12 protein-coding genes are annotated in these 13,899 nt (G+C 71.6%); 6 read left to right on the top strand and 6 right to left on the bottom strand.

Going from position 1 to position 13,899, the window contains the following annotated elements:
* Positions 1-7: 7 nt before the first annotated feature.
* From AB0I71_RS07825 to AB0I71_RS07805, 5 genes are all read right to left on the bottom strand, one after another.
* Positions 8-1,189 carry a saccharopine dehydrogenase family protein gene (locus AB0I71_RS07825; protein ID WP_357582469.1) on the bottom strand — a complete coding sequence of 394 codons (1,182 nt, stop codon included), beginning with the start codon at positions 1,187-1,189 and terminating at the stop codon, positions 8-10.
* On the bottom strand, positions 1,186-2,280 hold the full coding sequence (locus AB0I71_RS07820) for a saccharopine dehydrogenase (RefSeq protein WP_357582468.1): 1,095 nt from the start codon (positions 2,278-2,280) through the stop codon (positions 1,186-1,188). Before AB0I71_RS07820 ends, AB0I71_RS07825 begins: the two co-directional genes overlap by 4 nt.
* Positions 2,281-2,611: 331 nt before the next feature.
* Positions 2,612-3,718, bottom strand: coding sequence for a hypothetical protein (locus tag AB0I71_RS07815; protein WP_357582467.1), 1,107 nt, complete (start codon positions 3,716-3,718; stop codon positions 2,612-2,614).
* 174 nt (positions 3,719-3,892) lie between these two features.
* The gene (locus AB0I71_RS07810) at positions 3,893-5,980 is read right to left on the bottom strand and encodes a xanthine dehydrogenase family protein molybdopterin-binding subunit (protein WP_357582466.1); all 2,088 of its coding nucleotides are present in this window, start codon (positions 5,978-5,980) and stop codon (positions 3,893-3,895) included.
* 91 nt (positions 5,981-6,071) lie between these two features.
* Positions 6,072-7,781 (bottom strand): bifunctional 3'-5' exonuclease/DNA polymerase, encoded by a 1,710-nt coding sequence (locus AB0I71_RS07805; protein WP_357582465.1) that lies wholly within the window; start codon positions 7,779-7,781, stop codon positions 6,072-6,074.
* 47 nt (positions 7,782-7,828) lie between these two features.
* Between AB0I71_RS07805 and AB0I71_RS07800 the strand changes: the two genes are divergently transcribed.
* The 5 genes from AB0I71_RS07800 to AB0I71_RS07780 all read left to right on the top strand — a co-directional run bounded on the left by AB0I71_RS07800 (position 7,829) and on the right by AB0I71_RS07780 (position 11,479).
* Complete coding sequence (locus AB0I71_RS07800; RefSeq protein ID WP_357582464.1) at positions 7,829-8,473, top strand: alpha/beta hydrolase; 645 nt, start codon at positions 7,829-7,831, stop codon at positions 8,471-8,473.
* A 68-nt stretch (positions 8,474-8,541) separates the two neighbouring features.
* Complete coding sequence (locus tag AB0I71_RS07795) at positions 8,542-9,423, top strand: fructosamine kinase family protein (protein ID WP_357582630.1); 882 nt, start codon at positions 8,542-8,544, stop codon at positions 9,421-9,423.
* Positions 9,424-9,481: 58 nt separating this feature from the next.
* Positions 9,482-9,826 carry a VOC family protein gene (locus AB0I71_RS07790; RefSeq protein ID WP_357582463.1) on the top strand — a complete coding sequence of 115 codons (345 nt, stop codon included), beginning with the start codon at positions 9,482-9,484 and terminating at the stop codon, positions 9,824-9,826.
* A 22-nt stretch (positions 9,827-9,848) separates the two neighbouring features.
* Positions 9,849-10,490, top strand: a complete 642-nt coding sequence (locus tag AB0I71_RS07785; protein ID WP_357582462.1) for a GyrI-like domain-containing protein — start codon at positions 9,849-9,851, stop codon at positions 10,488-10,490.
* 32 nt (positions 10,491-10,522) lie between these two features.
* A complete protein-coding gene (locus AB0I71_RS07780; protein WP_357582461.1) occupies positions 10,523-11,479 on the top strand; it encodes a GNAT family N-acetyltransferase in 957 nt (318 codons plus the stop codon).
* Here the strand turns inward: AB0I71_RS07780 and AB0I71_RS07775 are convergent.
* Positions 11,473-12,237 carry a TioE family transcriptional regulator gene (locus AB0I71_RS07775; RefSeq protein ID WP_357582460.1) on the bottom strand — a complete coding sequence of 255 codons (765 nt, stop codon included), beginning with the start codon at positions 12,235-12,237 and terminating at the stop codon, positions 11,473-11,475. The two genes, AB0I71_RS07780 and AB0I71_RS07775, sit on opposite strands and share 7 nt — an antisense overlap.
* 54 nt (positions 12,238-12,291) lie before the next feature.
* Here AB0I71_RS07775 and AB0I71_RS07770 point away from each other — a divergent pair, with 54 nt between their 5' ends.
* Positions 12,292-13,881 (top strand): DUF6194 family protein, encoded by a 1,590-nt coding sequence (locus AB0I71_RS07770; protein WP_357582459.1) that lies wholly within the window; start codon positions 12,292-12,294, stop codon positions 13,879-13,881.
* The last annotated feature ends 18 nt before the right edge of the window (positions 13,882-13,899 follow it).

The following is a 13,899-nucleotide window of genomic DNA, read 5'->3' as shown; positions in this document are numbered from 1 at the left end:
GTGCGACTCAGGCTGCGTCGGGATCGCGTCCCGTCGCCGGCACGCGCAGCTCGCAGGTGATGCCGTGGCCGGCGAGGAAGTCCAGCCACCGCCGTACCGCCTCCCCGCCGGTGGCGGCCTGGTGCAGACCGGGTGGGATCCGCCCCGCCAGCAGGTCCGCGATGCCACCGGCCAACGTCACCGAGACCGACCGCGGGGTGGCGTTCTCGTGACGGTCCCCCTGGATGTCCAGCCGGTACTCGCCGGACCAGCCGCGCCCGTCAGCGGTCGTCACCTCCAGCATCACGTACATCACCACCCGATCGTGGTCGTCGCTGGTGGTCGGGTACCGCTCGGCGAGTTGGCTGGCCAGCCGGTCGATCTGCTCGTCGCTGCCGGTCTCCAGCTCGGTGAAGACCGGCTCCCAGGCGTCGCTCCAACCGTCGAGCCGGATCGTGCCCCGGACGAAGGTGTCCACCTTCCACGAGGACGGGAACCGGTACGTGGGGATGAACGGGACACTGTCCCGGTTGGGATACACCTCGAACCGCTCCCCGTCCAGCACCACCTCACGGATGCTGCGGTACGGGCGGGCGGCGGTCCGCTCCCGACCGTCCTCGACGTAGCGGGCCGGGGCACGCAGGGCGGTCAACACGCCGCGCGGGGCCCAGCTGAAGCGGTACCGGAAATCGTTCGGCACCGCCGGGAAGCTGCCGCAGTACGAGGCGAAGCGGGCGGTGACCGCACCGGCGTCGGCGGTCGCCTGCTCCGCCATCTCCACAAGTTGGTGGGCCAACAGGTGATCGATGCCCGGGTCCAGCCCCGCCTCGGTCAACACGACCAGCCCGGCCCGCTCAGCTTCCCCGGCCAGTACGGCCACCTCGGGCGTGACATAACTCGAACTGGCGAAATGCGCCGAGCGGTCCACACAGATCCGTAGCACCGTCGGATGTTCGGTGGCGGGAAGCATCGAGACCACGAGGTCACCCGCCGCCACCTCGGCGGCGAGCGCGTCCGGGGTGTAGGCCCGGGTACCGGCTCGCCCGGCCAGGCCGAGCCGGTCGAGGCAGGCCTCGGCCTTCGCCTCGGTACGGCCCCACACCGTGGTCTGCACGCCGAGGTCGCAGACGATGCCGAGACCGCTTCCGGTCGACAGCCCGGTGCCGAGCCAGTGCACCCGCCCCGTCGGCGGGGTCACAGTCACCGTCACGATTTCCTCCCGAGTTCCTCGTACAGCGCGGCCGAGGCCGCCACGAAACGGTCGTGCGCCCGCCGCCAGACCGGCGATCCGGCGCCGAGCGTCAGCAGGTGTGGCAGCAGGTCGGCGGAGAACGCCGTGCTCGCCTCGCGGGGCAGCATCGACGGCAGGTTGTCGATGGCGATGAGGTCGAGCGGCTTCGTCGTCCGCAGTCGTCGCACCGGCTGCGCCCAGTCGGTGGTGCGGTCGTAGATCGGCAGCAGGTTGCACTCGGAGGTCACGTCGCAGGTGACGTCGCTGATGACGGTCAGCCGGCGGTGCGGGTCGTCGAGGTCCTCGGGGCGTACGAACGGCGGCGCCGGCACCTGCGTCAGCACGGTGTTGACGAGGACGTCGTGTCCGAGGACAGCGGCCCGGTCGAGCCGGCGGGTCTCCGCGAGGTCCCACGCGGTCACCGCCATCCCCGCGACCGACAGCGCCGCGACAGCGCCTTGACCACTGCGGCCCAGGGCACCGATGACCAACGCGCGCACCTGGTCATCCGAGCCCTCGCCCAGGGCCTCGTCCAGTTCCGCCCGGGAGGTGGCCCGCAGCGGCGGCACCAGGTTCCCTCGGGCGTGCAGGGCCGCCAGCGCGGCACCGACGTACCCGGCCCAGTACCCGAAGGCGGCCACCCGCCGACCGCTGTCGTCGGTGAGGTACTCCAGGTCGAGCAGCGTCCCGCCGCCCTCGACGAACCGGCGCAGCAGCGCCTCGCCGCCCTGCTGCCCCTTGTAGGCGTGGCCGAAGAAGACGTGACGGTGGCGCAGTGCCGAGGGCAGCGGGCCGGGCGCCTTCAGCCCGACCACGATCTCGTCGGCGGGAGCGTCGCCCCAGCTGTCAGCCGGTGCGATCCGGGCCCCGGCGGCTTCGTACTCGGCCGTGGGGAAGATCCGCTGCGGGGACTCCTCGACGGTGAGGGTGACGCCGGCGGCGATCAGCTTGCGCGCGTCGTCGGGCGTGATCACGGCACGCAGTTCCTGCGGGCTCGACTCGTTGCGCAGCCGTAGCGCGACGGTGGCCGTGGAACCCTCCCCAACCTGGACGACGCGGCGCGGATCCACCGCCTCCGACCGTACGGTCCCGCCGGCCGCAGGGGGATGTTCAGGAGGGCTCATGTGGTGTTGCTCCGTTCTCGTCGGCGGCCGGTGCGGGTCTTCACCCCTCGGGGACTCACGCCCGGACGCGCGCGGTGATGACCGGGCGGCGACGGCCATCCCGACAGCGACAGTCAATGGCGCAGGTGCCCGGTCTCGTCGACGCCACGGCCGGCTGCCGGTGCGTGCTCACAAAATAACCGGTACCGCGCCGGTGAGCGGCCCCGGACCATCGGCCCCGGGCTGGCCTGCGAACCGTCACCACCGTCGTGGTCGGACACGACGACGGCGGGCCGGGCTACGACTCGCGGCGGGTGGCCAGGCGCAGCCGGCGTTTCACACCGCCGGCCGCCCGGGTCCGGAGGCGGGAGAGAACGTTCACGTTGTCGTGGTCGTCGGGCGGCGGCTGGCTGAGGGCATCGGCGTGAGCCAGCATGCCGACGATCGTCTCGACGGCGACCTGGAGCAACTGCTCGTCGTTCAACTCGTCGGGGCTGATGCTCTGCCGCATCATGGTCGGCCGCAACTCGTCGAGGTCACCCACGATCCGGCACGGGTAGTCCTGAAGCTCCTTGATCTGCTGCTCGGCCAGCTCGCGCACCCAGTCGGCCCGGTCCAGGCCGACGCCGAAGGTCACCCCCTCGCGCCGTTTCAGCACGGCGTCGACCAGGTGCCGGTGGACCACCTTCTGGTACGGCGTCCGCAGCGGGTACCTGTCGCCCAACGTCAGGTTGACCCGACGCAGCAGTTCGATCTCGGCCGCGCCGAGCGACGGGTTCGAGGTCGGCTCCGCCAGCTCGCACACCCCGTCGGGGATCCCCAGGATCCCGGCGAACCGGTGCCACAGCAGGTCCCGTGGGGCGCCGGGCGCAGGCACCGTCACCAGGTACCGGTGCTCCGCGGGGACCAGATCGCCCCAACGGCGCAGCATCCGCGGCGCGGTGTGATTGTTCCAGAAGGCCTCGGCCCTGCCCTCCTCCACCGCACGCATGAAGGCCCCGAAACGCCAACCACTGCGAGCCCGGATGCTCTGCTGCCAGAAGGACGGGAAGGTACGCCACAGGTCGCGACCGGCCGCGATGACGTGGACCTCGGCGGCTTCCAGGCTCTCCACCGCCCGGGCGGCCTGCGCACCGGTCGCCGCGCCCAGCCCCTCGTTACTGATGATCACGTCACCGGGCCAGCTGCGCGCCTTCTCGGCCAGCCGGTCCCAGGTCCAGTAGACGTCGGTGTCCCGCCAGGGTGCCGCGCGCAGGTCGGCCATCGCCTGGTCGTGCGCCACGGGACTGCCCGGCAGCAGAATGCCCGCGTCCTGCAAAGCGGAGCAGTTGTTCCAGAGCACGTTCTGCACATAGGTGCTTCCCGTTTTCGGCGCACCGATATGCAGATAGACGCGCCTGGCCATGCCGCCTCCCTGACGCCGACACCTTGTCGATCGAAGTGGTCACGTTTGCGGAGCCAGGGTGACATACGGCAGGGGTACGCCGGAACAGCGGGCGACCCCATTTCGGGAAGACAAATTCCCCGTTGGTCCGGAATGGATGAGCCGGAAAATTCAGGTGAACATTTCTCCGCCGGTTCAGGCGGCCAGCAGTTTGTCCAGGGTGATGGGAAGTTCGCGGACACGCACCCCGGTCGCGTGATGCACCGCGTTGGCGATCGCCGCGGCCGTGCCGACGATCCCGATCTCGCCAGCCCCCTTGACCCCCACCGGGTTGAGCTGGGCGTCCTCGTCGGGAACCCAGTACGCCTCGACCGCCGGCACGTCGGCGTTGCTGCTGACGTGGTAGCTGGCCAGGTCGTGATTGGCCCAGGTGCCGTACCGGACGTCGAAGAGACCGGCCTCGTGCAACGCCATCGACAGGCCCATGGTCATCCCGCCGATCAACTGGCTGCGCAGGGTGGTCAGGTTGACCACCCTGCCGACGGCGAAGACTCCCAGCAACCGGCGCACCCTGACCTCACCGGTCTCCCCGTCCACCCGCACCTCGGCGAACTGCGCCCCGTACGCGTACCGGGGCAGCGTGGCCTGCGCCGCCACCTCCTCGTGGGTGCTCGCCTCAACGAGCAGACCCTCCGCCGGCACACCGCCGCGCAACTCGGCAAGCCGATCGCAGAGTCGCTCACAGGCGCGCACCACGGCCCAGCTCCACGAGGCCAGGCCGGTCGATCCGCCGGCCAGTTCCCCCCGGGGGAGCTCGGTGTCGCCCACCTGGATCCGCACCCGCTCCGAGGGCACCCCGAGCGCGTCGGCGGCCACCTGCCACAGAGCGGTACGCGCACCGGTGCCGATGTCGGCGGCGTTGATGCGTACCTCGAAGGTGCCGTCGGCGCACGCGGCGGCCGAGGCGGTGGCCGGGCGTACCCGGGCGGGATAGCAGGCGCCGGCCATGCCGGTGCCGTACAACCACCTGCCGCCCTGCCGGGATCGGGGGGTCGGGTCCCGGTCAGCCCAGCCGAACCGGCGTGCACCGTCGTCGAGGCAGGCCGCGAGGTTGCGGCTGGTGAACGGTATTCCGCTCTCCGGGTCGATCATGGTGTCGTTGCGCAGCCGCAGCTCGACCGGGTCGACCTGGCAGGCCAGCGCCAACTCGTCGAGGGCGGACTCCAGGGCGAACGAGCCGGGGGTGTGTCCGGGCGCCCGCATCCAGAACGGTGTCGGCACGTCGAGGCGCGCCAGGCGGTGCGTGGTGCGCCGGTTCGCCGCCGCGTACATGTTGCGGGTGTAGACGGCCACCTGCTCGGCGAACTCGGTCACCGTCGAGGTCTGGGTCACCGAGTCGTGGACGACAGTGGTGACACGCCCGCTCCGGTCGGCGCCGAGCCGGACCCGTTGGATGGTCGGCGTGCGGTAGCCGACCGGGCCGAACATCTGCTGACGGGTCAGCGCGAGGCGGACGGGACGGTCGACCTGCCGGGCGGCCATCGCGGCCAGCACGGTCTGCACCTTGCAGTACTGCTTGCCGCCGAAACCACCACCAACGTGTGTGTTGACCACCCGGACCGCCTCCGGAGGCAGCTCGAACAACCGGGCCAGGATGTCCCGGACGGACGCGGAGCCCTGATCGGAGTCGTGCACCAGCAGGTGTCCGTCGTGCCACTGTGCGGTCGACGCGTGTGGTTCCAACGGGCTGTTGTGGTACGACGGCGTGCGGTAGAGCAGATCCAGCTGGATCTCGGCGGCGGCGAACCCGGCGTCGACGTCCCCGGCGACCACGTCCGTCGGAAGGCTCGGGTTGATGTGCGCCGGCCGGTACAGCTCCGGATCCTGGGCGGACAGTTCGGTCCGGTACGGCTGCTCGTCGTAGTCGAGGCGGACCAGCCGGGCCGCCTCACGGGCCGCCTCACTGGACTCGGCCACCACGACGGCGACGATCTGGCCCCGGTAGTGGACGGTCGGCTCCTGCAACCGGTACAGCTCCGCGTCGACCCCGGCGGCCAGCCGCGGGGCGTTGCCGTGGTGCAGCACGGTGAGCACCCCGTCGACCGCCGACGCGGCTTCGGTGTCCACGGCGGTGATCTCGCCACGCACCACGGTCGACTGCACGACCTGGGCGTACGCCACCCCCGGCACCGGATATTCCACCGCGTACCGGGCGACGCCTGTCACCTTGTCTGCGCCCTCCAGGCGGGGGTGCGGCCGCCCCACCGACACGGTGGCACTCACGATCTCGGCCCGCCTGCCCACATCCGACGCCGCATAACGCCCATAGTAGGTTTTTCCCGGTCACCCAGGTGCTGATCGCAGCAGCCCGCCCTCACGCCGCGTCGGCGTAGCACTCCACGACGGACAGATCCAACGGGAAGCGGACCGGGGTGTCCCCGAACAGCAGCGCGGTCGCCCGTCGGCCGGCCCGGTCCACCACCTCGGCGACCCGCTCGGCCTGCTCCGCCGGACAGTGCACGATCACCTCGTCGTGCTGGAAGAAGACCAGCTCCGCCCGGGTGCCGGCCAACTCGCCACGGAGCACCGCGAGCAGCGTGGACGCCCACTCGGCCGCGGTGGCCTGAATGACGAAGTTGCGGGTGAACCGGCCCCGGGAACGGGCCGCCCGGGCCCGCGGCGACTGGACGTCACCGGCCACGTCCGGGTCCGCCGGGCCCTCATCGTCGGCACCGAATCCCGCCGTACCGGGTGGGCAGGTGCGGCCCAACCAGGAACGCACCAACCCACCCGCCTCACCGGTACGCGCCGCGGCCTCGACATGCCCGAACGCGGTCGGATAGCTGCGTCGCAGCACCGCCAGAGCCGGCACCGCAGACCCACCGGTCTGCCCGTACATCGCGCCGAGCAGCGCCAACTTGGCGCGGCCCCGGTCACCGTCGAACGCGTCGCGGGCCAGCGCGGCGTACAGGTCACCTGTCGCCCCGGCGGCGGCGAGCCGGGCGTCACCGGAGACGGCCGCCAGCACCCGTGGCTCCAACTGCCCGGCGTCGGCCACCACGAACCGCCATCCCGGGTCGGCCACCACCGCCCGGCGGATCACCTTGGGGATCTGCAACGCACCGCCACCCCGGGTGGCCCAGCGCCCCGACACCACCCCGCCGGGGACGTACTCCGGCCGGAACCGCCCCTCACGCACCCAGGCGTCCCGCCAGGCCCGGCCGTGCGCAGTCCAGATCCGGTACAGCTCCTTGTACTCCAGGACCAGTGGCACCGCGGGATGATCGACCCCGCGCAGCACCCAGGCCCGGGTGTTCGGCAGCTCCACCCCGGCTCGTGCGAAGGCCTTCAGCAGCTCGGCCGGGCTGTCCGCGTGCACCTGCCGCACCCCGAAAGCGTCGGCGATCCGCCCGGCCAGCTCCACCAGCCGGCGTGGCGGCCCGCCCACCGGAGAGGGTTCACCCAGCAGGTCGGCGAGGACCGCGTCGTGCACGTCGGCCCGCCAGGGCAGCCCGGCCGCCCCCATCTCGGCCGCGACCAGCGCACCGGCCGACTCGGCGGCCACCAGCAGCCGGAACCGCCCCGGGTCCTCGGTCGCCGCGATGCGGTCGAGCTGGTCGGCGTACACCCGGGTCAGCGCGGTGATGCCGGGGCCCGGCGGCCCGGGGACGGCGTCGAAGAGCGCGGCCTGACCGGCACCGGGCGGGGTGGCGATCCGCGGCGGCGGATCGGCCGGCACCGGCGCCCCGGTCAGCCGCGCCCACGCCGCCGCCAGCGCGCGGGGCTCACCCCACCGGCCGGCGTACCCGAGCAGCAGCGCCTCGGTCAACTCCACGTCGTGGCACCGCTGCACCGTGACCCCGGCGCGCAGCAGCGCCGGGTAGAGCGCCGCACCGGAGGCCCAGACCCAGCGCGGCTGGTCGGTGTGCTCCCGGGCGGCCACCGCGGCGGGCAGGTCGACGACCGGCTCGGGCCCGCCCAGCGGCGCGCCCGCCGGGTCGAGGGGTTGCAGCACTCCCCCGCCCCGCTCGTCAGACACCACCGCCACCAGCACGAACGTGATTCTGCCCGGCCCCTGCGACACACCGGCGCCGGCCCTTGCTGTCGTACCCAGGTGGCAGGCTCCGGGGCATGGCGACTTTCGTTCTGATCCATGGCGGCGGCGGCAGCGCCTGGGACTGGCATCGGCTGGTCCCGGAGCTGACCGGCCGTGGCCACGACGTGGTGGTGCCGGAGCTGCCGATCGAGGACCGTTCGGCGGGGTTCGCCGAGTTCCGCGACACGGTGGTCGACGCGATCGGCGAGCGAAGCGACCTGGTGGTCGTCGGCCAGTCGTACGGGGCGTTCACCGCACCGCTGCTTGCCGACAAGCTGCCGGTGCGGCTGATCGTGCTGCTCACGCCGATGATCCCGCGCCCGGGCGAGCCACCCGAGGACTGGTGGGACAACACCGGTTACCGCGGCACCGAGGGTCTCAGCGAGGAGCAGCAGTTCTACAACGGCGTGCCGGCCGAGGTCGTCGCGGAAGCCGGGGCGCACGTACGGGAGCAGGCCAGCTCCGAGTGGAACGAGCCGTGGCCGCTGGAGGCCTGGCCGGACGTGCCGACGAAGGTGCTCATCGCGCGCGATGACCGGTTCTTCCCGGCGGACTTCCAACGCCGGGTGGCCGCCGACCGGCTCGGCGTCGTCCCGGACGAGATCGACGGCTGCCACGCGGTGGCGCTCAGCCATCCGACGCAACTCGCCGACCGGCTGACGGCGTACCTGGTGCGCTGAAGCGCCAGCAACCCGCCGCAATACGATCGGGCGAACACTACGTCGCCGCACAGGAGGAGTCCGTCGTGATGCCCCCGACGACGTTCCTGCGCGAGTGCCTGCGCCGCGCCGGGATGCGCGATGTCGTCACGGTGCGGCCGACGACGGGTGGAGTCGCGGCGCTCGCCGGCATCGCCACCCGCCGTGACGCCCCGCCGGTGTTCGTCAAGGCCTTCGCCGACGCACCGACCGACGACGTCTTCGTCGCGGAGGCCGAAGGGCTTGTCGCCCTGCGCGACCTCGGCGGTGTGGCCACACCCGAGGTGATCCTGGCGGGCCGGGAACTGCTCGTACTCTCGGTGCTGCGACCGAGGCCGCACAGCCGGAGTTTCTGGGAGCAGTTCGCGCACAGCCTCGCCCGCCTGCATCTGAGCACCACCCACCCGCGCTACGGGTGGCACCGGGACAACTGGCTGGGCCGCTGCCGGCAGGTCAACACCTGGGAGGAGGACGGCTTCGCGTTCTTCGCACAGCACCGGCTGCTGCGGTGGCTCGGGCAGCCCCGCGTCGACGCGGCACTCGACCCCGTGGACCGGGCGGCGCTGGAACGGCTCTGTCACCGGTTGCCCGACCTGCTGCCGGACCGGCCGGCCTGCCTGACGCACGGCGACCTGTGGGCCCACAACGTGCTGGCCACCCCGGACGGGCGGCCCGCGCTCATCGACCCGGCCGTGTCCTACATGTGGGCCGAGGTCGACCTCGCCCACGTGTGGTCCACCTCGCCCCCACCGGAGGCGCAACGGTTCTTCGCCGTCTACGCGGAGCTGACCTCCCTCGACGACGACTGGCAGTCCCGCATGCCGATCGTCCAACTACGACAGCACCTCGCCGTGCTTGCCCAGTTCGACGACGACTGGGGCGCCGCCGACCAGATCCGCGCCACGCTCGCCCCCTTCCGGACCCGGTCCTGATGTCAAGGCGAGGCGGCGGTCCTTCGAGTATGTCGGGCAGTCGGGTTAGCGTGAACGCGTGACGGTCGACCTCTTCGCCGGGCTCCCCGTGAGCGACTACCAGCGCGCCCTCACCTGGTACGAGCAGCTGCTGGGCTCCGCACCCACGTTCGTGCCGAACGACACCGAGGCGGTGTGGGAGCTTGCCGAGCATCGCTACCTCTACATCGAGGAACTGCCGGAGCGGGCCGGTCACGCCCTGCAAACCGTGTTCGTCGACGACCTCGATCAGCGGGTGGAGGGCATCGCCGCCCGGGGAATTCAACCAGCCTCACGAGAGACGTACGAGAACGGTGTGCGCAAGGTGATCTACCGCGACCCCGACGGCAACGAGGTCGGCTTCGGCGGTGCCCCGCTCGAATGACCAGCCCGGTTTCAGGTACCCGATGACAGACAAGACTGACTTCAAGAAGACCGTCGACGCCTACCAGGCACCACGGGGACGGTTCCGGATCGTGGACGTGCCCGACATGCGCTACCTCATGATCGACGGCCACGGCGACCCCAACACCTCACCCGCCTTCACCACGGCGGTCGAGGCGCTCTATCCGGTGGCGTACAAGCTCAAGTTCGCCAGCAAGCGCGACCTCGGGCGCGACTACGTCGTCCCACCCCTGGAGGGCCTGTGGTGGGCCGACGACATGGACGCCTTCACCACGTCACGGGACAAGTCACTGTGGAACTGGACCCTGCTGCTCATGATCCCCGACTGGATCGACAGGGCCATGGTCGACACCGCCGTCGAGCAGGCCGGCGCGAAGAACCGACCCGCGCGCCTCGATGACATCCGCCTGGAGGCCCTGTCCGAGGGGCGGTGTGTGCAGACCCTGCACGTCGGCTCCTTCGATGACGAAGCAGCCGTGCTCGCCCACCTGCACGACGAGTTCATCCCCGCACAGGGGTTACGGATGACCGGGAAGCACCACGAGATCTATCTCAGTGACTTCCGCAGGGTCGCGCCCGAGAAGCAGCGCACCATCCTGCGGCAGCCGGTCCTCGCCCAGGCCGCGCCGTCGAAACCAGGATGACCCCGACACCGGCGACGCGTAGGGTGCCGGCCATGTCCCGGACCGAGCTACGGCCGTTCACGGCCGCCGATCTGGCTGCCTGCGCCCCGTTGCTGGCCGACCGGCACCGCCGGCACCGCGTCGCCCAGCCCCTGCTGTCCGCCCGGTTCGAAGACGCCGCCGCGACCCTGGCCGAGCTGACCGCCGCGTACGAGACGCCGGAGGCGTCGGGGGCGGTCGCGTACCGCGCCGGTGTCCCGGTGGGCTTCGTCCTCGGCGCCCCGAAGCCGTCGTCGCTGTGGGGCCCGAACATCTGGGTGGAGGCCGCCGGACTGGCGGTCACCGACCCCGAGCTGATGCGCGACCTGTACGCGCATGCCGCCGCCCGCTGGGTCGACGAGGGTCGCACCGCGCACTACGTCGTCGTTCCGGCGCACGACGCGGAGCTGGTGCAGGCGTGGTTCCGGCTGGGCTTCGGCCAGCAGCACGCGCACGCCATCCGGCCGGCAACTGCCATGCCGACCGGGCCGTCGGTGCGCCGGGCGACCCGAGCCGACATCCCAGCGCTCGCCCACCTCGATCTTGAGTTGCCACTGCACCAGGGACAGGCCCCGACGTTCTCCGCCGGCCCGCTGGGCACGCTTGAGGAAGCCGTCGCCGAATGGACCGCCGACATCGGCAACCCCGCGTACGCCACCTTCGTGGCCGAAGCCGACGGCCAGGTCATCGGTTCGGCCGTCGGTTGCGCGTTGGAGAAGTCGAGCGCGCACCTGAGCCTGGCCCGCCCGGAGCACGCCGGGTTCCTCGGGTTCGCTGCGGTCTTCCCGCACGCGCGCGGCGCCGGCGCCGGACAGGCCCTCGGCGCAGCCGTCATCGACTGGGCGGCGTCGGCCGGATTCGACAGCGTGGTCACCGACTGGCGAGTCACCAACCTGCTCTCCTCACGCACCTGGCCGAGGCTCGGCTTCACCGAGACGTTCCTCCGGCTGCACCGGCTGATCCGCTACTGACCGCCGTAGCCACCGCTGTGCGAGCCGCTGTCCTCCACTTCCGCGGCGTCGAGGTACTCGGCGAGCCGGGCGGCCCCGGTGAGCATGGCTCGGCCACGGGTGGTGAGTTGCTCCCGCCACTGGCGCAGCGACGCGACGAGCGGTCCGGTGCCACCGGCTTCGCGCACCCGATGCAGCACACCGGCGATGTGGTCGAGCCGGTATCCGCCGCGGCGCAGCAGGTGAGCGAGTTCGGCGTCGCGGACATCGTCCGGTGAGTAGCGGCGGTAGCCGGTCGCCGGCTCGCGCACCGGCTGCAAGATGCCAGCCCGTTCCCACTTGCGCAGGGTCGCCGGTCGTACGCCGAGGCGGTGGGCCAGCACGCTGATCGGCACGGCGCTGCGGCTCTGCGGTTGCCGCTGCGAGCCGGTGAGCATGGCGACCGCCGCCTCGACCGCGTCCAGGGTCTCTCGGTCACGCCGAAGCAGGACGTGGCTGTCGTCGATCGTGCGCAGTGCGGCGTCGATGTCGCCCCGGTTGACGGCACGCATGATCTCGCCACTGGCCGGGTAGCCGTGGCCCGCGATCAGCGCGAGGTAGGCGCTCAGCGCTCTGGCGTGCACCTCGGTGAACAGGCGGTAGCCGGTGGGGCCGCGCTGGGCCGCCGGCAGGACGCCATCTCGCTCGTAGTTACGCACGGCCTGCGCGGAGAGGCCGTGCCGGCGCGCGAGGTCAACTGGTCGGCGTACCCCTGGGTTGGAGGGTTTCGTGGCTCTCACCGCGCTCCATCACTCAAAAGTCTCAACCGGTGGTTCAACGATACGGTCGATGGAATGACATCCCTTCTCGACCTGCTTGCCGTACCGCCGACGCTGCTCGCGCTCGGCGAGCCGACGCACGGCGAGTCCGCCTTCCTCCAGATCCGCAACGAGGCCTTCATGTCACTGGCCGAGCAGGGCTACCGGTCGATCGCGCTGGAGAGCGACCGGGCGGCGGGGCTGATCGCCAACGAGTTCGTCCAGGGCAGCACCGCCGTCACCCTCGACCGGGCGCTCGCCGAAGGGTTCAGCCACGGGCTCGGCGCCGCCCCGGCCAACCGCGACCTGCTGCTGCGCATGCGCGAGTGGAACGTCGGGCGGTCGGCCTCCGAGCGCCTGACGTTCCACGGCTTCGACGCCCCGCTGGAAATCGAGGGTGCCCCGAGCCCTCGGCGCTACCTCATTCGGGTGTGCGACTTCCTCGGCCTCGACCGATCGGCGGAGATCGACGGCCTGATCGGGGACGAGGCTCGGTGGAGCGACATGGCAGCGATCTGGGAGCCCGGCAGGTCGGTCGGGCGCTCGGCCGATGCCCAGCGCCTACGGGTGATCGCCGACGACCTGCTGACCGAGCTGTACCTGAACGCACCCCGACTGGCCGAGGGCTGGCAGACAGCGTTCGTGCACGCCACGTCCGCTGTCGCGGTGCTGCGCTACCACGCAGCGGCCGCCGCACCGCTGACGCAGGAAGAACGCTTCGCTCGCCTGGCCGGGGTCCGGGACGCGCTGATGGCCGAGAACCTGCTCGCGATCCGCTCGGCCGAGGCACACCGCGGACCCACGCTTGTCTTCGCGCACAACACTCACCTTCAGCGTCAACCGAGCACGATGACCATGGCCGGAATGGAGGTCTCGTGGGCCGGTGCCGGCGCCATCGTCGCGTCGTTGCTCACCGACAGGTACGCGGTGATCGTCGGCAGCCTCGGCGCCTCCCCCGCGCTCGGTATCGAGGCACCCACCCGGTCGACCTACGAAGGCAGACTCCAGCAGGACACCGCGCTTCCGCGGTACGTCCGGGCCTCCGAGATAGCAGCGGCCGAGCAGAGAACGCACGACTACCGCTACTTCCCGCTGGATCAGGCCACCATCGACCACGCCGACGCGGTGCTGCACATCCCGACCGGCGTCGACGCGGCAGTGCTCGCCGACCGGATTCTCGCGCTGCCCGGCGTCGAGCAGGTCGTGGCGAGCGAGGAGAACGGATCACCCGAGGGTGCCTGGGGTGACCGGTTCTTCCACGTCGGCCCCGACCGCCGCCAGCCGTTCGCCACGATCGTCGAGCACGACGTGCCCGGTTTCGACGACGCCTCCCAGCTCGACCGTCCCGGCGTCTTCCGCCTCAACCTGGACCTGGGCCGAACCGAGTTCGAGAGGCTGTTCGGCTTCCCACCAAAGGCTTTCGAGGAGCACCGGCACGAGTTCGACTTCGCCCGGCTGGACACCCTCGTACCGCACCCGGGCTACGCGCGGTACGGCTTCGGCAGCATCGTCATGCCCGGCCCGCACATGCTGCCCGAGATCGACCGGCTCCTCACCATCGCCCACGCCCGAGCAGTCGACCGCCACGAACGCGCCGCGCGTCGGGCCGACAACCAGCAGGACTGAGCCCGACCATGACGTGCA

Source organism: Micromonospora sp. NPDC049891, from assembly GCF_040660295.1.
Classification (GTDB): Bacteria; Actinomycetota; Actinomycetes; order Mycobacteriales; family Micromonosporaceae; genus Micromonospora.
The sequence above is the reverse complement of the archived record's forward strand: the minus strand, read 5'-3'. Positions and strand labels throughout refer to the sequence as shown.

What these genes read in the sequence shown, in the direction of transcription:
- AB0I71_RS07795 (WP_357582630.1), top strand. Translation starts at nt 8,542, where the DNA reads ATGCCCCCGACGACGTTCCTGCGCGAGTGCCTGCGCCGCGCCGGGATG.
- AB0I71_RS07770 (WP_357582459.1), top strand. Translation starts at nt 12,292, where the DNA reads ATGACATCCCTTCTCGACCTGCTTGCCGTACCGCCGACGCTGCTCGCG.
- AB0I71_RS07785 (WP_357582462.1), top strand. Translation starts at nt 9,849, where the DNA reads ATGACAGACAAGACTGACTTCAAGAAGACCGTCGACGCCTACCAGGCA.
- AB0I71_RS07780 (WP_357582461.1), top strand. Translation starts at nt 10,523, where the DNA reads ATGTCCCGGACCGAGCTACGGCCGTTCACGGCCGCCGATCTGGCTGCC.
- AB0I71_RS07815 (WP_357582467.1), bottom strand. Translation starts at nt 3,718, where the DNA reads ATGGCCAGGCGCGTCTATCTGCATATCGGTGCGCCGAAAACGGGAAGC.
- AB0I71_RS07800 (WP_357582464.1), top strand. Translation starts at nt 7,829, where the DNA reads ATGGCGACTTTCGTTCTGATCCATGGCGGCGGCGGCAGCGCCTGGGAC.